Below are 20,643 nucleotides of genomic sequence, written 5' to 3'. Positions count from 1 at the left end.
AGAAAATATTATTTATTATGAGGTTTCAGCATATTCTTAGGATCAAGGATCTCATCCAATTTTTCTTGTGAAAGCAATCCTTTTTCCAACACTAAATTGTATACACTATTTCCTGTTTCCAGCGATTCTTTTGCAATCTGGGTAGACTGTTTGTAACCGATGTATGGATTAAGGGCAGTAACAATTCCGATGCTGTGTTTAACCATGTTTAAGCACACTTCTTTGTTCGCAGTGATTCCGACAACACATTTGTCACGCAACGTATCTAAAGCATTGCAAAGAAAATTAATGTTCTCCATAATCGCATGAGAAAGTACGGGCTCCATTACATTTAACTGTAACTGACCAGCTTCTGCTGCAAAAGTCACCGTTAAATCATTTCCAATTACCTTATAGCAAACCTGATTAACCACTTCCGGAATTACAGGATTTACTTTTCCAGGCATAATTGAAGATCCCGGCTGCATTGGAGGTAAATTAATTTCGAACAATCCCGCTCTTGGCCCTGAAGAAAGCAATCTCAGATCATTACAAATCTTTGATAATTTCACGGCAAGACGCTTCATTGCGGAAGAATAAATCACATAAGCACCTGTATCCGGTGTAGCTTCAACCAAATTTGGCGCTGAAACAATTGGAAAACCTGTAATCTGCGTTAAATTCTTAGCACAAAGTGTTGCATACCCAACTGGGGCGTTAATTCCTGTTCCGATTGCTGTAGCTCCCATGTTTACTTCAACAAAAAGATCTGCGTTGCTATTTAATTTAGAAATATCTTCTTCCAGATTAGCTGCAAACGCTTCAAATTCCTGTCCCATCGTCATTGGAACAGCATCCTGAAGTTGGGTTCTCCCCATTTTGATGACATCCTGAAACTCCTCTCCTTTCGCTCTGAAAGCTTCAACAATTTTTTGAAGTCTGTCTACCAATCCAACATTCATCTGCAATAATCCCATTTTTATCGCTGTAGGATATGCATCGTTTGTTGATTGTGAAAGGTTAATATGATCGTTTGGCGAACAAAATTCGTATTCACCTTTATTTTTACCTAATTTTTCCAACACTCTATTGGCAATAACCTCGTTTGCATTCATGTTGATCGAAGTTCCAGCCCCACCCTGAATCATGTCTACAGGAAATTGGTCGTGAAGTTGCCCCGAAATTAATTCGTCACAAGTTTCAGCTATTTTGAAATATAGTTCTTCATCAAGCAAACCTAATTCATAGTTAGTTTTTGCTGCAGCTTTTTTCACAAAAGCCAATCCTCTGATGAAATCGGGATATGAAGAAAGCAATTGTCCCGAAATTTTGAAATTATCAATCGCTCTTTGGGTCTGAACTCCATAATAAGCATCTACGGGAACATAGAGTTCACCTAATAGATCACTTTCTTTTCTGAAATTTTCCATTACAGATTTTTTAAATTTTTATAGTTTTAAATATAGCAAAAACGCATCATACCGATGCGCTTTATATTTATTTTACAGGGTATTTTAGACTTAAAGCTTGTAATATCGACCATGTTTCAGCATCCATGATTCCATCATAGTTTTGCGGACGGAAATGATATTGGAAGGCTTCAATTGTTTTTTTGGTAGCATCGTCCCATTTTCCACTTAGATCTAATCCATATCCAAATTTTTGCAATTGAGTCTGAACACTTGAAATAAATGCCGGATCATTGTATTTTGCAGTAAAATCTGTAGATGTCGCCAAATCATAATAGCTTTGTTTTGAAGCTTCATCGTACCACATTCCTATTTGATATTGATCGTAAAGCTTTTTCCATGGGAAAAATGGTCCAGGATCCTGTTTTCTGGTAGGCGCAATATCTGAATGTGCCAATACATTAGTTGCAGGAATCTGATATCTTGTAATAATATCTTTTGCCAAAGCAGCCACTTTTTTCACCTGATCATCACTGAAAGGAACGAATAATTTCTTGCCTGTAGCATCTGCGGTGTAACCTGCATTTACAATTTCAATTCCGATAGAAGTATCATTCAGGTTTTTATCATTTCTCCAAGAGCTAACTCCGGCGTGATAAGAACGTTTATTTTCATCTACTAATTGATAGATCTCGTTATCTCCAGTATTATTTACCAAATAATGGGCACTTAAAGCCTGCTGACTAAGCACAGTTATTGATTTATCATCCGGTAACGCCGTATAATGTAAGATAAGATATCTCTGTCTGAAGTTTTGGGCAATTGCAGGGAAATAAGTTTTCACTACTTTATATCCTGCAGGTTTTGCTGAAACGATAGAACCGTAACTTGCGGTGTTATCATTTTTAGTTGCATCCGCAATATTTGTAGTAAAAAATTCTACACCATGATCATTTGTGATTTGTGGTTTCGGTTTTTCCTGAGTTTGTGTTTTTATTGCAGTTTTTGGCTGTGATACTGGGCTTTTCGGTTTGTAAGAACTTTTTTTCGCATTTTGTTGTGGAGTACACGAAAAAACGAAAGCACTTAATCCGATGATATATAATGTTTTACGCATTAGTCTATTTTTTTAATCATTTATCAGCTCAAAAATACGCAAATTTTTCTTGAAAAATATTTGGTAAATAAAGAAATCTATTCTATATTTGCACTCGCAATAACAGAACAACGATCATTAAAAATTAAAGAAAAAAGGAGGGTTGCCAGAGTGGTTAATGGAGCAGTTTGCTAAACTGTCGACGCGAAAGTGTCGCAAGGGTTCGAATCCCTTACCCTCCGCATTTTTTCTTTACCTTATAATTATATTCGGGGCGTAGCGTAGTCCGGTCATCGCGCCTGGTTTGGGACCAGGAGGTCGCAGGTTCGAATCCTGCCGCCCCGACTGTTTTAATAGTTTTCTCAAAACTATTCAATGGGTGCGTAGCTCAGCTGGATAGAGCATCTGCCTTCTAAGCAGACGGTCTCAGGTTCGAATCCTGACGCGCTCACAAAAAGACTCACAATTTTAATTGTGAGTCTTTTTGTTTTTAAGCCTTTTTTATTCTTTTAAAAATATTTTAAAATCATCTTCCACATCCTGAATTACATATTTCAATCTTTGATCCTGAATTTGGGCAAATTTTTCTTTTATTATTTCGAAATTTAAAAATTTACGGTAAATCCTTGCAATATCACCTACTCCATATATTGCAGTTCGGGCAATGCCAAAATCTTCATTAAGAATATAGTTAATACAAAGCTCTTCCAACCACTGCTGATCGTCGACACCATTTATAGCTCCGATAATAAGTTCGGAAACATTCTGGCCATCATTTAGCATTTGCTCGATTTCTGACTTGTTGGTGTAGTTAAAGTTTTGGTATTTCATTATCAATTATAAATACTGTTTTATACTAATATAAATTTTTTTTAAAGAATTTTCTTTTTTCATTAATTTTCAATTGAAAACTTTCATTTAAAATTTTGGCTCCTACATTCTCTTTAAAATTATTAATCATATTAATTTTTTTGAATAGAAAAAGGTAAAAAGCTATTTACTGCTATAAAAATGAGCAGTCTTTTAAAAGTACTTATTTTTGAAATTTCATTGTTATTATTAGTTATGGTTAAAGTTAATAAAAAGAAAAATTGTTTCATTTTTAAGACGTTAGCTATTTTCTTGAAATTTTATTTTTATAATTCAAAAAAAAACTATACATTTGCACCCACAAAAAACAAGGTAATATTCGTTGTTTTAGATGGCCTAATCGGGGCGTAGCGTAGTCCGGTCATCGCGCCTGGTTTGGGACCAGGAGGTCGCAGGTTCGAATCCTGCCGCCCCGACTGTTTTAATAGTTTTCTCAAAATTATTTAATGGGTGCGTAGCTCAGCTGGATAGAGCATCTGCCTTCTAAGCAGACGGTCTCAGGTTCGAATCCTGACGCGCTCACAGAAACCTCTCAATCTTGAGAGGTTTTTTTGTTTTATTACAAATCTTTAAATAAACACAAACCTAGCCCCGATTGCAACGGCATCCTTTTGTGTAGCGAAGCGAAGCAAAAGATATAGTGGAAAGCGGGAAAAGCTTCAAAAACTCATTGTGATTTTTCAGACAATTTTCAGACATTATCCAAATCCTGAACTCCATTGCCAATCATTCAGTAAAATTTCACTAATTATAAAATCATCCGGGTACTTATTAAATCCATCTTTTTGTCTGAGGAAATGAACAACATCATTTGCCATTTTTTCATCAGAGAATACGCCTATTTCTCGTTCATCATCTAAAAATGTATGAATTGTATAAGTATGGCTTATTTTAAAGACCGTCTTTAAATCTAGTTCTTTAATTATTTGACTATAATCAGGAACAAAATCATCTTCCGGTAAATAATCTCTTCCAATTTCTCCAACAACTTCCGTAAATCCGTTTTGCCAATGAATTTTATTCAATCCTACTTTTTTCAAATAGAAATCGTTGGGATAATCTGAAAACCCGCGAAAATGTAATAATCTTTGCTTTTCTTTTTCCGCTTTGTCAGGATCGTCAAAATATCCTAAAAATTTACAATACGTATGAGTATCATCCGTATAAATATGCTTAAGTCCGTATACAAAATAATCCATAATATTTTATCTAAAATAAAAAACCACCGTAAATATACAGTGGTTTTCATATTTATTTTTTTAAAAATTTTATTTCAACTTATAAGAATTTCCGTCCCACAAATAAGTTTTAGAAACACGTTTTTTCTTTTCTCTGTCTTTATCATCCTTTTCCATTTCTTCCATTTTAAAGATGAATGCATTTGGAATTCCACCTTTATCGTTTGGAAAAATAAATTCTTCGGTATGATAATAAACATCGGCATCGCCAACATTCATAAGTTGAGGAAGAGCTATCAACTTTTTATTTTTAAACAAAATATATTGGTCATAACTAGCAATCCCGCAAGCTTCGCCGGAAACCATCGCTTTTAAGGTTAATTCAACATTATTGAGCTTATGATTACTTTCAATCGTAAACGTTCCATAGCTCAAACTTTCTGCAGAACCGGTATCAAAGGAAACTTCATCAATTAATGTATTTTCTTCAATCACTTTTACAGCAGCGATATTTTGATTAATAATGATTTCAGGATATTGCTTGTCTTTTTTATTAACTGTTTTCGTTAAGCCAAAAAGAAAATCATAACCGTTTTTATTTCTGTAACCTACACAAAGATTTCCGCCCCAAATGTAACCTTCTGAGGTTTTATCATCTTTTTGATAGGATACTTTATACCAGTTTGCTCTTCGCTCTCCTAATTTTAAAATAGTTTCATCTTGTTTAATGATCAAAACCTGTTGATTGGTTGACAAAGAATCCAGAATTTGAGCATCGACCTTTGGTGATTGTCTCACTCTTGTCCAATCTGTGAATATTTTTTGAGTTTTATTTTCTTCAAAATTAAAAATTCCGTTGGCATAGGAAATTTCCTCGTCTTGTGCAGAAAAGAATTGAATGATTAATAAAAATAAAACTGTAAATAAAGATTTCATATTAATATTTTGCAGTATTTTATTTCTCAAGCAATAAACTTACCCATTCTTCTCTTTGAAGTTTCTTTTTTAATTCAAGTCCGTTTTCTTTACAAACTTCTAAAATATCGTCCACATCAAAGAAACACAATCCTGAAAGCAATAATTTCCCACCATCATTCAATACAGAAACATAAGTTGGGATATCTGAAATTAAAATATTTCGGTTAATATTCGCTAAAATAATATCATAATTTTCTTTTCCTAAATTTTCGGCAGTTCCTAATTCGATATCCAGTTCGACATTGTTTCTTGTAGCGTTTTCTTTTGAATTTTCAACTGACCATTCATCAATATCGATCGCTTTTGTATCTCCAGCTCCAATTTGTTTGGCATAAATCGCCAAAACAGAAGTTCCGCAACCCATATCTAAGACTTTTTTGCCATTAAAATCAATATCCATCATCTGTTGGATCATCAAATGCGTTGTCGGGTGATGCCCCGTTCCGAAAGACATTTTAGGCTGAATGATAATTTCATGCATTCCCGGAACAGATTCATGGAATTCTGCTCTGATCAATACTTTATCATCGATATTTATTGGCGAAAAATTCTTTTCCCATTCTTCGTTCCAATTGATGTTAGGCATTTCCTTGAAAGTATATTCAATTTTAACGTCTTCATTCTGGAAAAGCGGTAATGCTTTAAGCTCCTCTTCCTTAAATAAATCTTTCTGAATATATCCTAAAATACCCTCCAATTCTTCTGTGAAACTGTCAAAACCTATCTCGATAAGCTCTGCCATTAATATATCACTCCAAGGCTGAAGCGGAGAAATCTTGAAATCGAATTCTAAATAATTTTGCATGTGAATAATTTGTTGCAAAAATAAAACTACTTTTTTGATTTAAAGTAATTATTACTTTTTGTTTTTAAACTGTTAGCATTGGGAATGTCACACTGAGCGGAGTCGAAGTGTTTACTTTTTAACACAAAGAGTACAAAGTTCTTTTGATAAGCTTTATGTTTTTAAGTTCGCAAAGGCGTTTCACTTAGCAAAGAACACAAATCTTTTAACAGCATTTTGTCATCCTGGAAGGATCTAAACAATTATTTATGTTTTGGCTGAAGCCAAGATGTTTTATGGATAAAAAAAGCGGGCTAAAGCCCGCTCCTATTGATATGAAAATTATTTCTAAATTATGGATTTGTAGAGAAAATAGAACCGTTTGCAATCAAAGCTCTTCTGTTCATTTTTAAAATATCTCTTACCCATTCTGCAAAATCTTCCGGTTGAAGAACGGTTTCAGGGTTTCCGTCTGTTAATCCACCTTGGATCGACATATCAGAAGCGATTGTACTTGGCGTTAATGTGATGACACGGATATTTTGTTTTCTCCATTCTGCCATCATAGATTGAGATAAAGAAACGACTGCTGCTTTGGAAGCTGCGTATGCTGACATATTCGGACCGCCCTTCAAACCTGCTGTTGATGCTACGTTGACGATATCTCCCTCTCCTTTTGCTTTCATAAAAGGATGAACTGCTTTTGCAGCATAGTATACTCCAAAAAGATTAGTTTTAATCACTTGCTCCCAAGTTTCAGAAGGCATTTCTTCGATTGTTCCGAAGTCTCCGATTCCTGCGTTATTGATTAAAATATCAATTCCACCCAATTGTTCTGCCAGAGATTCAATTCCTGATTTTACATGAATTTCATTATCCATACTGAAAACGGCATAACATGCATTCACACCCAATTTTTGGATTTCATCAACTGTCATTTTAAGGTTTTCTTCATTTCTACCTGTAATGCCGATATTTACTCCTTCATTTGCCAATGCCAAAGCAACTGCTTTACCAAGACCTCTTCCTCCGCCTGTAACGATGGCGCTTTTCCCTTTTATGTTCATTTTGATAGTATTTTATTCGTTTAAGCAAATTTACGAAAGGGATTTTTGATTGAAACACAAATGAACACAAATATTTTTCACAGATCACACAAATTTATTAACCACAAAAATTTTAATTAAATATTTTTAAGTTTTGGCTAAAGCCAATTAAATTGTTAATCTCAACAAACGGGCTAAAGCCCGTTTCTATTGATAATATCACACCTTTTAATTGTGTTTATTCGTGAAAAACATTTGTACCATTTGTGTTTAGGACAGATTTGTATTTAAATTTAAAAAAAAAATAAAACCGACTCCAAAAAGGAATCGGTTTCTTGAAAGTATAGTAAAAAAAATAAAAAACTAAGGAATAAGAATCGGGTTTTGAACCTCAAATTCCTGTGTTGTTGTGAACTGATTTCCGTACATATCCAATGCTTTTACCTCAACTTTATGTTTTCCTAATGTTAATTTTTTAGGAAAAGCACCCGTCCAGATGTGCTTTGACATTTCAGGGTTTGAAGGTCTTCTTCCAGGTAAAAGATTTGGAGTAACATCCCATTTGAAAACTGACATTACAAAGTTTGGATCAAGCGTTTCGTCGTACTCCATTGCTTCCCACTGATCGCCGTCAATTCTGTATTCCACCTTGTCTTTTTTGCTTCCCATGAAGAAATTAGCCAAGATTTTTGCAGAAGTTCTGCCCGGATGAGGAATTGCTTTCGGAACATATAAACCTATCTGATAATCTTCCGGTTTTCCGGCTGTTTTGTATTTAACTTTATATTGATTATCATTAAAACTGATGAAAGAATATCCTTTTGCAGTCCCATCTCTCATGGTTGAAGTCGGCAATCCTGCATCGTCTGTTGTTCCTGACCACCAGTCACCGCAAGTTGTTCCTGCATTATATTCGTGAAGATCTTTTGAACCATTCCAACCTGCTTGTTTTCCGTAGAAAATCTGCTGTTGGATGTGTGTATGAGCCGATAAAATCAGAGCATTTTGAAAAGGAGTCAAATAATCAAATAATTTTTGACGGTCTGCATTTCTGAAATTATCTTCGTTTTTATGCTCCAACGGAATGTGAAAAGAAACGACAACCAATTTATTTTTATCAACCAATTTTAAGTCATTTTCCACGAATTTCAACTGATCTTCGCGGAAACCTCCCCAATATCCTTTTCCATCTCTCGGATCCGGATATAAAATGTCATCCAAAATAATGAAGTGAACATTTCCATAGTTGAAAGAATAGTTTGCTGGTCCGAAATTAGATTCAAATGTTTCGTCTGAGAGTAAATCTTCCTTTGCATCGTAGTTCATATCGTGGTTACCCATCACGTTGTACCAAGGCAAACCAACTTCTTTCATTACATATGCATAAGGTTTTTGTAAACTTAAATTATCACCAACCAAGTCACCTAAACTGATTCCCAATACTGCATTTTTCTTGGTATTTTTAACCTCGTTTACGATAGATCTTTTGAAATAATCCAATTCCTTTTCCGTGTAAGGTTGCGGATCTCCGAAAACTAAAATGTCGAAATTTTTGCTTTCGTTTTGCTTGTTTAATGCAAAATTTAATTCTTTCGGAATCTCTCCAGTTGGCGCAGTTCCTTTGTATTTGAAATCTGCCGGTGAACCTTTTGGTTTATATTGATAGTAATATTGAGGAAGATTATTTCCATTTACGGGAGTCATATATCCTGAAGGCTTGATCACAAAAATCGTCTGATTCTCCTGAATTGGTAAGCTGTATCTTCCGCTTTTATCAGTCAAAACTACCTGAGTTCCGTTTGAAACCGCTACTCCTTCGATTCCTTTTTCTTTATTTTCTTTTTTCAGGTTTTTGTTACTGTCTTCAAATACATATCCTGAAACAGAGGTTTGAGAAAATGCCATTGCTGAAATTAGTAAGCAGGGCATTAAAAATTTTATATTCATTTTATTTTAATTATTAAGGTGGTTTTATTTTTATCGCAAAGTCCGCTAAGTTTCTTTTAAACAAAATCTCGTTTTTAAGTTCGCAAGGGCGTTTTACTCAGCAAAGAAAGCATTGCTTTTACATTCTTTTTGTCATCCTGAAAGGATCTCAACAATCTTGGAAAAACTTAGTTTAGATTTCTACGGAATGACAAACTGTGTGATTAACTAAGCGATTAACATTATGGTTAATTTTTAGATTAAATTAATAACTATTGATTCCACCATGTTTTAAGGTTAATATTATCTCCTCCCATTTGCTGAACTGCGGTTTGATAATTAGCCGTATTCAAAACCTTTGGATTTGGAGGATACATCAATCTTTGAGGAAGATCTCCGTTATTTAAAAGTCCTCCATTGTTGGGAAGTATCGGGAAACCTGTCCTTCTCTTTTCAAACCATTGCTGTTGATCTACAAAGAATAAAGCAACATATTTTTGAAGATATATTTTGTTTAAAGAACCATCATACGCCACAATCGGATTGGTAAAATAATTAGCAGGCATCACAGCACCCCATTGTTCGATGGTTGCTTTTACCCCATTTTCATAGAAAGTCTGCGCACTTCCGGGAATAATTCCCTTGTTTGCTAATTCTGCTAAGGTGAACTGTAATTCTGCATATGGATAAATCAAAATATTTAATGGAGCTTTTGCTAAATTCTGATTCATGTTTGACGGCTGATAATTAAATACCGTTCCGTAAGTATAACCAGACGGAGCACCTTTATACCCAATATTTACACTTGCCAAATCTTTTGCCTGGCCAAAAAACAAAGCCATTCTCGGGTCATTATTTGCTTTTAAAGTTTCAACAAAAAATGCAGAAGCAGCTCTTCCTGTCGTGAAATCCTGAGGTCTGGCAATCGGAGGAAGAAGCGGGGAAACTCCGGTTACGTTTAATTTTGCAGTCTCAGCATTGCTCTGGAAAATCGGATAAACCAAAGGATTATTGATGATCTCCTGAATTCTTTCATTAACGTTTACTTCACCGTTTTTCTTTAAAATTCTTGTCAATAATCTTAATGAAAGAGAGTTACAGAATTTTTTCCAATTTACAATTCCGTTGGCGTCGGATTCTGCCTTGTAGAAAAGGTCAGAACCTGTCAGTAATTTTGTAGTAACGAAAAGTGAATTTGCAGTTTTTAAATCATTCAATAATAGAATATAAATATCTTTCTGCTTATCAAATTTCGGCTGAGAAATACCTCCATCCAAATTAGAAGCTTCTGAAAACGGAACATCACCATAAGTATCCGTAAGATTTGAATAAACCCAAGCATTTAGGACCATTGCAATTGCTTGATAATTAACATCATTATCTCTTATTGCCGCTTTTTTCATATCACTGATCTGCATCAGCCATTTGTAGCTGTTATTCCAGAAACCGGCACCTGTATTTTCTGTTACATAATAACGGCTCAGAGAGTTTCCTTCGTTCGGAAAATCAAGAGAAACCTGCATGATATCGAATGTGAAATCGTTTGCTCTCATATAATTGATTGCAGACATATTGTATTGAATCGGAACTAATAATTTTGAAGCTACAGGCTCATTGATTCTACTTTCATCAACGTTAACCTCATCTAAATTCCTGTCACAAGAAACTGAAACAAAACCAATTCCTGTAATTAATAAAATATTTAAAAGTAATTTTTTCATGATTTTAAATTTTAGAATTTAACATTAAGCTGAATACCTACCGTTCTTGCTGTCGGCAACTGACCCATCTCAACTCCCGGAGTGATCTGGTTATCGTTAAGCGTTGCAGCTTCCGGATCGAATAATGGAAACTTCGTCCACATCCAAAGATTTCTTCCGAATAATGCTAAAGTCAGATCTGTGATTTTAAGCTGTTCGGTCACTGTTTTCGGGAAAGAATATGAAATTCTGGCATCTCTTAATTTAATGAAAGAAGTATCGAAAGTATTCGTTTCTACGTTGGCTCTTCTATAATAATCAGCGTAATAAGCCGATGCCAACACTCCTTTTGTATTGGGAGAGAATGAACCGTCAGGATTTTGTACAACACCTGCTCCAACGATCAAACCTCCGGGGTTATCTCTTCCGATCAATGTATGTTCAAGTTTACCCTGTTCGGTCATTTTGTGGTGAGACTGCGAATATGCCATTCCTTTGTACTGACCGTCAAATGAGAAACTTACCGTAATATTTTTATATCTGAATTCATTCTGAAGACCGGCTCTCCATTCCGGATATGCGTTTCCAATCTTCTTCATTTGGGTAGGTTTTGCTGTTAAACCGTCGCTCGCGTTGAAAATCACCTGTCCATCAGGAGAATACATCAATCCATAACCATACATATCACCCAATGAACCTCCTACAAATGCGTTGTAGTACACTACTCCCCCTACACTTGCCATTGTGTAAGGCTCGCCGTGGAACTCTTCAGGAAGAGAAAGAATTTTATTTCTGTTCAGCGACCAATTGGCGTTTACGCTCCATGAAAAGTTTTTATTTCTGATCGGATATGTATTTAAAGTCATTTCCAGCCCCCTGTTTCTAACCTCTCCTGCATTGATCACTCTATTACTGTAACCCGTTTCCCACAATGTCGGAATTTTTACAATCTGATCTTTAGAATTATTTTGATAAGCCGTTATGGAATAATTAATCCTGTTTTTAAGAAAACTGAAATCCATCCCTGCTTCCATGTTTGTAATCATGTTGGGCTTCAGATTCGGGTTCGGATATAACGCCGGAGATTCTACAGAACCTGAAAAATCACTGTTATTATAGTATTTTATCAACATATAAGGATCCGTATCGTTTCCAACTGTAGACCATGAAGCTCTTAATTTCCAATAATTAAATTTATCAGACGTTAACTTGAAAATATCTGAAAGAATGAACGATGTAGAAACCGATGGATAGAAGTAAGAACGGTTCTCTTGCGGAAGCGTACTGCTCCAGTCATTTCTTGCCGTAAGATCTAAGAACGCTTTGTTTTTATATCCTAAAGTTGCCAAAGCATACGTACTGTTAACCTGTTTATCACTTGGTTTTGCAAATTTATTGATGTTTGAAATTCCGTTTGGCATTGTATAAAGTCCCGGTTTCAGAAGTCCGTCTGCCAGATAATCATTCATAGTGTATTCTGTGTAACGGATATTTCCTCCTACCGATGCACTGAAATCGAAGTCGTTGAATTTATTTTTATAGGTAAATAAGATATCATTATTTAAATCCATCAACCTGATGTGCTGTTCTCTATACATTCCCTGAAGATAGTTTGCTGAGCTCCAAGGTCTTTTTTGAGTACGCAGTTCGTTGGTTAATTCCATTCCGGATCTTACCAACACTTCGAAGTTTTTAGTAATTTTATAATTAAGGTTTACGTTTCCTGTGATGAAATTTTTATCAACTCCATTCAGCATTTCGTAAGCAATCAAATACGGATTATCAATAAACGAACTGAACGGGTGAATCTGATCAACCTGATCTTTCCCTGATTTCCAGATCGGTGCGTACCAAGATAAATCAACATTCGGATTTTGAAAGATCATGAAATATGAGATCGACTGGTTGCTGTAACCCGTTGCAGGCAAATTGTCACTCTTCGTCTTATTGTAATTAAATTTAATCCCGATTTTTAATTTTTCACTTAATTTATGATCAACTGAAAAAGCTGCATTAAATCTGTCGAAACCCGTGTTTGGCATCATCCATTCATTCTTTAAATAGGTTAAAGATGACCTGAAAGATGTCGTTTCGTTCGAAGATTCTAGTGAAATATTGTTTGAAAATGTTGTTCCTGTTTTCCAGAAACCTTTGATATTGTCTTTGTAAGGCTGCCATAATTGTCTGGTTGCACTTTGACCTTCCGTTGCCGGATCATATTGGAAAAAATACTGTCCCGCGAATTTCGGTCCGAAAGCGCTACTTGTTCCCCCAGTATTAAGCCCGTCTGCCGAAACCTGATAAGAATAAAAATAGTTTCCGTTGGCATCTTTCTGCATCGTTCCCTGCCCGTATTCATACTGATAATCCGGCCATTTCAACACGGTATCGTAACTTGAATAAGAATTTAAAGAAACCTGTATTTTTCCGTTTTTGCTTTTTCCGGATTTTGTGGTGATCATGATCGCTCCACCTGCTCCCCTGGAACCGTATAAAGCGGATGCTGTAGAACCTTTTAAGACCGTAATGGATTCAATATCATCAGGGTTGACTGTATTGATTCCGTTTCCGTAGTCGATGGGTAAATCTGCTTTGGAACCTGCTCCATAAGCCGAAAAACCTGTCCCTGTTGTATTATTATTCATTGGAACACCGTCTATAACGATAAGAGCGTTATTTTCACTCGCATTCATGGAAATATCACCACGCAATTTGATGGTAGAACTTCCCAAAGGCCCGGCTCCTGCTGTTTGAATTTTCAGACCGGCAACTCTTCCTTCCAATGCCTGTGACCAGTTATTGTTCTGAGTTTTTAATAATTCCTCGGACTTAATGGTTTCGGCAACATATCCCAAAGATCTGTCTTGTCTTTTGATACCTAAAGCCGTTACCACAACCTCGTCAATGTTTTTAATAGTGTCTCTTTTAGCTTTCTCCTGAGCGGTCAGACTGACACTGACGAGCCCGAGCAGTGACAAAACCAACAACTTTTGTGTCTCTTTACGCATACCTTTTTTGTTTGCGCAAAATTAGACCGACATTATGATTACGGTCTTAACAAGACTTTAACATTTATTAAAGAAATATTAAACAAAATATTAACTTATGATTAACAAAAATCACACTCATTTGGTTAACAATAGGTTAAATAATTAAGCATTTTTAACATGAATAGCATACTATATTTACTTAGCTTTATTGTCCTTTTTTGATATAATAAATTTTTCCTTTATTAAAGAGGTTTTTGAATGTTTAATTTTTAAATAAATTGATTTAAAAAACAAAACCTGCCTCAAAATAGAGACAGGCTGATTGATATTGAAATCATTAAGAATATTAATTTAAGCTTTATTTTCAGAACAATTTGCTTAACACTTAACCTTAATAAAGGATTACTTATTTTTTAATTGATCAGGAATGTTTGTCGTGATAAAACCGATTCCCTGAACTTTTAATTTGTCATAAACCGCAGTATCATTTACCGTCCAAGAATTGGTGATTAAACCTAATGCTTTCGCTTCAGAAATCCATGTTGGATTTTTATCGAAAATGCTGTAATGGTAGTCGATTCCATCTAAACCTTCTTTTTTAATTTGTTCAGGTGACAATTCTCCATTCAGATATTGAACTTTAAATGTAGGTGCCAATTTTTTGATTTCTTTACAGATATTTAAGCTGAAAGAAATAAATTCACTTTGAGATTCCAGCTTCATGTCTTTGATCATTTTGATCGTTTTCGCTGTCAGTTCATCTTCTTTTTCCTTTGTCTTATCTGGCTTGATTTCAACAATCAGCTTCAACGATTTGTCTTTTTTTCCTTGTTTTAAATAATCTTTTAAAGTCGGAAAATTTTCACCGTTTGATAATTTTACTTTTTCTAAATCCTTGAAATTGGTTTCAGAAATTTCCATTTTTGCATGATGCTCATCGTGATTGATGACCAAAACACCGTCTTTCGTCATTCTCACATCAAACTCAGCTCCATAAATTTTTAAATTCTGGGCATTTTCTAATGATTTAATTGAATTTTCCGTTGTCGGAGGTTGCGTCTGCCAATAACCTCTGTGTGCGATAATCTGGGTTTGTGCCTTCATTGAAACTGTGCTTAAAACTGCTAACCCTAAGATAAAATTTTTCATAATATAATTAGATATTAATATTAAAAAGCCGTGAGACTTTTAGATAAAGGTAATAATTTTAAAAGTGAATGGTCAATAGTGAATTAACTTCGTTGTCAATTTAAAGTAAATGTTTTATAATTAACAATTGACTTGCAAAGCAAAATTCACCATTCACCATTACATATTTTGTTTAGAAACTATACTTTGCTCCAATTTGAATTTGGTATGGATTTCCTGATAAAGGTGCTAAACCACTGGTATTTTTAGAATACACAAATTGTTTTGTAATCGGGTCAAACTTGTCAATTCTGTACAATGCTGTGTTTCCGTATGATTTGTTTACGCCCCATTCTTTGTTAAGTAAATTCGCTAGGTTAAAAATATCAACCGAAAGTTCGAATGCTCCGATTTTATCAAATTTAATTTTTTTCGCTACACGAATGTCCCAAACTCCATAAAATCCGTTTTTACCACCATTTCTTTCTGCAATATTGTTATTGTAATCGGTAATGTAATTTTTTAACGCTTTTCCAACCTCTGGATCATCAAGCAAAGGCTGAGTAAGATTCGGGAAAATATACGCCAAATCATTAGTATCAACGAAATCTCCATTGATGTTACCTCCAGAAGTTAGAGAGAAACGAGTTCCTCCAATTCCTGAATATCTTAAACCTATTGTAAATCCTGCAATCGTTGGTGAGTTACCATACAACACAACTTTATTACGGAACTGATTATCCGAATACGTCATTCTCAAATCTCTCGGATCACTCTGAACAAGCGTAGACAATGTCGCTGAATTCGCTACGTTTCCGTTGTAAGACGTATTGTCCTTAATATCAGACCATGTGTAACTTGCGGTAATTTCTCCGTCTCTCCAATAACGGTAACTTGTGTCAACCACGAACGAGAACTGATTTACTTTACCGTCACTCACAAGTTCCAAAACTCTTCCGAATTTTTTGTTGATCGTTCCCTCTTTCCAATCAATTTTTCCATTTGTAGGATCTATCGTATTTACAGGGACAAATACTCCTCTTCCACCTTCATTATTCAACGTGAAAAAAGGATTTGTCTGCATGTTTCTGTCATAATAGAAATAATTGTTTCTTCCTAAAGCCATATAACCCGCAACTCCCGCTCTGAATCTTTCATTAAAGAAGTGAGTGTAAGAAATATTTGCTTTGTAAACGATTGGAATTTTAGCATCTTCTCCTGTATAATTGATCGTTGGGAGCTGATATTGAGCAAGTGTAGGAACCGTTCCGTAATCATTTCTATAGTTTACAAAGTCAGGAGTCAAGCCAATTTTTGAAGGATTAACATCTACTGTTGCTAAATGTTTTCCATCAAAAACCAAGTTATTAATTACCATATAATTATTAATGTCAGAAGAGAAAATTCCGGCTCCGAATTTTAAGAAATCTTTATTTCCCTCATTGATATTCCACTCAAACTGAAATCTTGGCTGAATAATAAATGATTTAATCTGATTATCCGTTCTGATTCCCATTTCATCGAGCAACTTTTGGTTAAGTTCAGCTTTCGGATAACCTCCGTAATCTAATCTTAAACCAGCCATTAAATCCAGACCTTTTGCAATTTTAGTCTGAATCTGACCGTAAATACCAACATTCCAGATACTAGATCTTACAGAAGTATCATCTACCAAAGGAACTTCTCTGTAAAACCTGTTTGAAACAAGGTTATTAAAATTGGTTAACCCATCAAAATGAAATCTTCCGTTAACCTCACTTCCGTAGATTGATTTTGAACCTGTGTACATCAAATCTGCACCGAAAGTATATTTAATTTTATCTGTGTTGTAATATAAGTTATCCACAATCTGGAAAACATTATTTCTAAAGCCCTCCTGTCCAAAACGATGTCCTCCAAACTGAATACTTGTTGTCGGCTTATTCTTTTCATCAATAACCGACTGCACACGTTCTACGATTCCTCTTGGAACCGCATGTCCCAACTCGTCATTCTGATAACTATCCTGTTGCGTATATAAATATTGAGCCTTTAATTCGTTGGTCATATTCGGCTTTAAATTTGACCTCAAAGTCAGTAACAAACTGTTGTCTAAGTTTTTATCATTACCATAAGATTCAAAGAAATTGATTGCTGTGTTATCTGCCAACCCGTTTTTATTTAAATCGTAAGTAAAGTTATTTCTTATGGTTAACAAGTTTTTAGGGTTAATCTGCCAGTCTAAACGTAAAAATCCGGCATCAGAATTTCTTACTTTATCAAAAGTCCCGAATTGTGGCGAGTTTCCAATACCGTATTTTGCTCTTCCGATGTCTAAAACCTGGTTAAGCGTTTCATTCGTAACCCCAAATCTTAATGCATCTTCTTTAGATTGAACATCCGCAATCACCAACGGTCTTGAATCCAACTGGTGATCCCACGCTACGAAAAAGTGTAATTTATTTTTAATAATTGGCCCTCCCAATGAAAATCCGAACTGAGACGTTGAGAAATCATTCGTTCTTTTATTTCCTCTGATATCATATGGACTTGAAAGCCAATTTGTTCTCAGATATTCCCAAGCACTTCCTGAAAATTTGTTTGTTCCAGATTTTGTTACCGCACTTACCGTTCCTCCACCACTTCTTCCCAGCGTCACATCGTATTGGTTGGTTGTAATTTTAAATTCACGAACCGCTTCAATCGAGATTGAAAAAGGCGCACCGCTTCGGCTTGTTGTCGCTCCTGCAGATGTTGGGTTTTTCGCGGTCATCCCGTCGATCGTAAAGTTGGTAGAAGATCCTAACTGTCCTGATAAATTTCCTCCTTTTCCACTTAATGGTGAAAGTTCTGTAAGGTTGGTGAAATTTCTTCCATTCACAGGCAAAATCCCGATGTTTTTCGCAGAAATGGCTGTTGCAGCACCTAAGTTTCCAATCTTGTTTTTCAGGTTTCCTGTGATGACAACTTCTTCGATGTTTTTTTCTCTATTTGCCAAGTCAACATTTACAGTCACCTGATCACCAAAATTCACCGTGTAGCCTTCTTTTTTCTCATCATTTACGATCACCGTGTAAGGTCCGCCAAGAGGAATTTCTTTAAAAATATACTCTCCTTTTGAGTTGGTTTCGGTTTCAGTTTTAAAACCTGTGGACTCATTGATAATCGTTACTTTTACTTTCTCCTGAGCAGTACCATTCAAAACTTTTCCCACAATAGATGCCTGTGTGGTCTGTGCATATGCAAACGTTCCAAAGCTCAAGAACAATAACCCTAATACAATCTTTACTTTTTTCATATCTTCAAATTAGCTGTGCAAAGGTATCCTGACTTTATGAGCCGTCTGTTTACGGGAGTTTTAACGTTTTTTAAACTTTATTACAACATTATGTTAAATTAGTTTTAACATGAAATTTATTCTAAACAAAATCAATTCGTTGGAATATGTTACGCGATATTAATTTTCTCACAATATTTAATTGTCTTATTTTTTTAAATGCAATTAGTTTAGTTATTTTTGCTTAAAAGATAGAATAGCAATGCCTGAAAACATTCAACAAAAGATAGAAAAGCTCCGAGAAGAGCTGCATCAGCATAATTACAATTACTATATCCTTGATGAGGCCACCATTTCAGATTTTGAATTTGACACTCAACTAAAAGAACTTCAGGATCTTGAAGCGCAGTATCCGGAATTTAATGATATCAATTCTCCAACTTTGCGTGTTGGCGGAGCTGTAACTAAGAATTTCCCGACCATTCAGCATAAATTCAGAATGTATTCTTTGGATAATTCTTATGATTTTGATGATCTAGAAGATTGGGAAAAAAGAATCATTAAAACGATTGATGACCCTGTAGAATTTGTAGCAGAATTAAAATATGACGGAGCATCCATTTCCATTCTTTACGAAAACGGAAAATTGGTCCAGGCGGTGACACGTGGAGACGGTTTTCAGGGAGATGAAATCACAGCAAACGTGAGAACGATTTCGGATATTCCTTTGACTTTGAAAGGAGATTTTCCAAGTCAGTTTTTCATGCGTGGAGAGATTTATTTAACAAGAAAAAATTTCGACAAGCTTAATAAACTACGTGAGGAAGAAGGTTTAGACCCTTTTATGAATCCTCGAAATACAGCAAGCGGAAGTTTGAAAATGCAGGACAGTGCGGAAGTGAGAAAACGTTCTCTTTCTTCGGTTTTATATCAATATATTTCTGAAGAAGTTCCTGCAGAAACACATTGGGAACTGCTTCAAAAAGCGCAGGGATGGGGTTTTAAAACATCTCAACAAGCAAAATTATGTTCTACAATGGATGAAGTTAAAGAATTTATCAATTTCTGGGATACAGAACGTCATAATTTACCTTTTGAAATTGATGGAATTGTTTTAAAAGTCAATTCATTACAACAACAAAGACAGCTTGGATATACCGCAAAATCTCCACGTTGGGCAATGGCTTATAAATTTAAAGCTGAAAAAGTTGAGACCGAATTAAAAAGCGTTGCTTATCAGGTCGGAAGAACCGGAGCGATAACTCCTGTTGCCAATCTGAAACCTATTTTATTGGCGGGAACGATTGTAAAAAGAGCGTCTTTACATAATGAAGATATTATCAAAAAACTGGATCTTCATGAAAATGATTTCGTGTATGTAGAAAAAGGAGGTGAAATTATTCCTAAAATTGTAGGCATAAACACAGAAAAAAGAACTTCCGAAAGCAAAGAGATCGAATACATTAAAAACTGTCCAGAATGCGGAACAGAATTGGTGAAAATTATTGATCAGGCCATTCATTTTTGTCCTAATGAACTTCATTGTCCGCCACAAGTTGTGGGAAGAATGATCCATTATGTTTCAAGAAAAGCTTTAAATATCGATAATCTTGGAAGCGAAACCATTGAACAGCTTTACAGAGAAAAATTAGTTGAAAATCCTGCTGATTTTTACACTTTAACAAAAGAACAACTTCTTCCATTGGAAAGAATGGCCGAAAAATCTGCTCAAAATATCATCACAGGAATCGAAAATTCTAAAGAAATTCCGTTTGAAAAAGTTTTGTATGGAATTGGTATAAAACACGTCGGAGAAACGGTTGCGAAGAAATTAGTGAAAAATTTCGCTACAATCGATGATCTAAAAGCAGCGACTGCAGAAGAACTTTGTCAGGTTGAAGATATCGGAACGAAAATCGCGGTAAGCATTGTTGATTTCTTTGCAAATTCTGAAAATATTTTGATGCTTGAACGTTTAAAATCTTACGGCGTTCAGCTTGAAAAAGGAGAAAATACGAATGAAGTTTTATCTAATGTTCTAGACGGAAAAACTTTCCTTTTCACCGGAAAATTATCTTTATTCACAAGAGAATCCGCAGAAGATATGGTAGAAAAACACGGCGGAAAAAATATTTCGGCAGTTTCTAAAAACCTTAATTTTCTTGTTGTTGGTGAAAAAGCCGGAAGTAAATTAAAGAAAGCACAAGACATCGGAACGATTGAGATTCTTGATGAACAGCAGTTTTTGGATTTGATTGAAAAACAATAGATTTTCAGAAAACATTTAACATAATAAGCCATTG

13 protein-coding genes and 5 tRNA genes are annotated in these 20,643 nt (G+C 35.1%); 6 read left to right on the top strand and 12 right to left on the bottom strand.

Going from position 1 to position 20,643, the window contains the following annotated elements; translation table 11 throughout:
• Positions 1-8: 8 nt before the first annotated feature.
• Positions 9-1,409, bottom strand: a complete 1,401-nt coding sequence (gene aspA / locus SB689_RS17275; protein WP_410693353.1) for an aspartate ammonia-lyase — start codon at positions 1,407-1,409, stop codon at positions 9-11.
• 67 nt (positions 1,410-1,476) lie between these two features.
• A complete protein-coding gene (locus SB689_RS17270) occupies positions 1,477-2,505 on the bottom strand; it encodes an N-acetylmuramoyl-L-alanine amidase (protein WP_410693352.1) in 1,029 nt (342 codons plus the stop codon).
• A gap of 136 nt (positions 2,506-2,641) precedes the next feature.
• Here SB689_RS17270 and SB689_RS17265 point away from each other — a divergent pair.
• The 3 genes from SB689_RS17265 (at position 2,642) to SB689_RS17255 (ending at position 2,935) form a co-directional block, all read left to right on the top strand.
• Positions 2,642-2,726: transfer RNA gene (locus SB689_RS17265), tRNA-Ser, on the top strand.
• A 28-nt stretch (positions 2,727-2,754) separates the two neighbouring features.
• Positions 2,755-2,829 (top strand) — tRNA-Pro (locus SB689_RS17260).
• A gap of 32 nt (positions 2,830-2,861) precedes the next feature.
• A tRNA-Arg gene (locus SB689_RS17255) sits at positions 2,862-2,935 on the top strand.
• A 50-nt stretch (positions 2,936-2,985) separates the two neighbouring features.
• Here SB689_RS17255 and SB689_RS17250 read toward each other — a convergent pair.
• Positions 2,986-3,315 carry a hypothetical protein gene (locus SB689_RS17250; protein ID WP_410693351.1) on the bottom strand — a complete coding sequence of 110 codons (330 nt, stop codon included), beginning with the start codon at positions 3,313-3,315 and terminating at the stop codon, positions 2,986-2,988.
• A 380-nt stretch (positions 3,316-3,695) separates the two neighbouring features.
• Between SB689_RS17250 and SB689_RS17245 the strand changes: the two genes are divergently transcribed.
• Together SB689_RS17245 and SB689_RS17240 are read left to right on the top strand one after the other, a co-directional pair.
• Positions 3,696-3,770, top strand: a tRNA-Pro gene (locus SB689_RS17245).
• Positions 3,771-3,802: 32 nt separating this feature from the next.
• Positions 3,803-3,876, top strand: a tRNA-Arg gene (locus tag SB689_RS17240).
• Positions 3,877-4,052: 176 nt separating this feature from the next.
• Here SB689_RS17240 and SB689_RS17235 read toward each other — a convergent pair.
• From SB689_RS17235 to SB689_RS17195, 9 genes are all read right to left on the bottom strand, one after another.
• Positions 4,053-4,553, bottom strand: a complete 501-nt coding sequence (locus tag SB689_RS17235; RefSeq protein WP_410693350.1) for a hypothetical protein — start codon at positions 4,551-4,553, stop codon at positions 4,053-4,055.
• A gap of 69 nt (positions 4,554-4,622) precedes the next feature.
• Positions 4,623-5,468 carry an SH3 domain-containing protein gene (locus tag SB689_RS17230; protein ID WP_410693349.1) on the bottom strand — a complete coding sequence of 282 codons (846 nt, stop codon included), beginning with the start codon at positions 5,466-5,468 and terminating at the stop codon, positions 4,623-4,625.
• A 19-nt stretch (positions 5,469-5,487) separates the two neighbouring features.
• Entirely contained in the window at positions 5,488-6,315 is an 828-nt protein-coding gene (gene prmA, locus SB689_RS17225) for a 50S ribosomal protein L11 methyltransferase (RefSeq protein WP_410693348.1), read from the bottom strand.
• 332 nt (positions 6,316-6,647) lie between these two features.
• Positions 6,648-7,361, bottom strand: coding sequence for a 3-ketoacyl-ACP reductase (locus SB689_RS17220; protein ID WP_410693347.1), 714 nt, complete (start codon positions 7,359-7,361; stop codon positions 6,648-6,650).
• 342 nt (positions 7,362-7,703) lie between these two features.
• A complete protein-coding gene (locus tag SB689_RS17215; RefSeq protein WP_410693346.1) occupies positions 7,704-9,269 on the bottom strand; it encodes a calcineurin-like phosphoesterase C-terminal domain-containing protein in 1,566 nt (521 codons plus the stop codon).
• A 269-nt stretch (positions 9,270-9,538) separates the two neighbouring features.
• On the bottom strand, positions 9,539-10,987 hold the full coding sequence (locus SB689_RS17210; RefSeq protein ID WP_410693345.1) for a SusD/RagB family nutrient-binding outer membrane lipoprotein: 1,449 nt from the start codon (positions 10,985-10,987) through the stop codon (positions 9,539-9,541).
• Positions 10,988-10,998: 11 nt separating this feature from the next.
• Positions 10,999-13,974, bottom strand: a complete 2,976-nt coding sequence (locus SB689_RS17205) for a SusC/RagA family TonB-linked outer membrane protein (protein WP_410693344.1) — start codon at positions 13,972-13,974, stop codon at positions 10,999-11,001.
• Positions 13,975-14,358: 384 nt separating this feature from the next.
• Positions 14,359-15,105 (bottom strand): glycerophosphodiester phosphodiesterase family protein, encoded by a 747-nt coding sequence (locus SB689_RS17200; protein ID WP_410693343.1) that lies wholly within the window; start codon positions 15,103-15,105, stop codon positions 14,359-14,361.
• 172 nt (positions 15,106-15,277) lie between these two features.
• Positions 15,278-18,361 carry a carboxypeptidase regulatory-like domain-containing protein gene (locus SB689_RS17195; protein WP_410693342.1) on the bottom strand — a complete coding sequence of 1,028 codons (3,084 nt, stop codon included), beginning with the start codon at positions 18,359-18,361 and terminating at the stop codon, positions 15,278-15,280.
• Positions 18,362-18,602: 241 nt separating this feature from the next.
• Between SB689_RS17195 and ligA the strand changes: the two genes are divergently transcribed.
• Complete coding sequence (gene ligA / locus SB689_RS17190) at positions 18,603-20,609, top strand: NAD-dependent DNA ligase LigA (protein WP_410693341.1); 2,007 nt, start codon at positions 18,603-18,605, stop codon at positions 20,607-20,609.
• Positions 20,610-20,643 lie beyond the last annotated feature (34 nt).

This window comes from Chryseobacterium sp. SIMBA_038 (assembly GCF_046535115.1).
Lineage (GTDB): Bacteria > Bacteroidota > Bacteroidia > Flavobacteriales > Weeksellaceae > Chryseobacterium.
Note: the sequence above shows the minus strand (reverse complement) of the source record. Positions and strands in the feature narration are given on the sequence as shown.

What these genes read in the sequence shown, in the direction of transcription:
- SB689_RS17195 (WP_410693342.1), bottom strand. Translation starts at nt 18,361, where the DNA reads ATGAAAAAAGTAAAGATTGTATTAGGGTTATTGTTCTTGAGCTTTGGA.
- SB689_RS17215 (WP_410693346.1), bottom strand. Translation starts at nt 9,269, where the DNA reads ATGCCCTGCTTACTAATTTCAGCAATGGCATTTTCTCAAACCTCTGTT.
- ligA (WP_410693341.1), top strand. Translation starts at nt 18,603, where the DNA reads ATGCCTGAAAACATTCAACAAAAGATAGAAAAGCTCCGAGAAGAGCTG.
- aspA (WP_410693353.1), bottom strand. Translation starts at nt 1,409, where the DNA reads ATGGAAAATTTCAGAAAAGAAAGTGATCTATTAGGTGAACTCTATGTT.
- SB689_RS17205 (WP_410693344.1), bottom strand. Translation starts at nt 13,974, where the DNA reads ATGCGTAAAGAGACACAAAAGTTGTTGGTTTTGTCACTGCTCGGGCTC.
- SB689_RS17210 (WP_410693345.1), bottom strand. Translation starts at nt 10,987, where the DNA reads ATGAAAAAATTACTTTTAAATATTTTATTAATTACAGGAATTGGTTTT.
- SB689_RS17235 (WP_410693350.1), bottom strand. Translation starts at nt 4,553, where the DNA reads ATGGATTATTTTGTATACGGACTTAAGCATATTTATACGGATGATACT.
- SB689_RS17230 (WP_410693349.1), bottom strand. Translation starts at nt 5,468, where the DNA reads ATGAAATCTTTATTTACAGTTTTATTTTTATTAATCATTCAATTCTTT.
- SB689_RS17200 (WP_410693343.1), bottom strand. Translation starts at nt 15,105, where the DNA reads ATGAAAAATTTTATCTTAGGGTTAGCAGTTTTAAGCACAGTTTCAATG.
- SB689_RS17250 (WP_410693351.1), bottom strand. Translation starts at nt 3,315, where the DNA reads ATGAAATACCAAAACTTTAACTACACCAACAAGTCAGAAATCGAGCAA.
- prmA (WP_410693348.1), bottom strand. Translation starts at nt 6,315, where the DNA reads ATGCAAAATTATTTAGAATTCGATTTCAAGATTTCTCCGCTTCAGCCT.
- SB689_RS17220 (WP_410693347.1), bottom strand. Translation starts at nt 7,361, where the DNA reads ATGAACATAAAAGGGAAAAGCGCCATCGTTACAGGCGGAGGAAGAGGT.
- SB689_RS17270 (WP_410693352.1), bottom strand. Translation starts at nt 2,505, where the DNA reads ATGCGTAAAACATTATATATCATCGGATTAAGTGCTTTCGTTTTTTCG.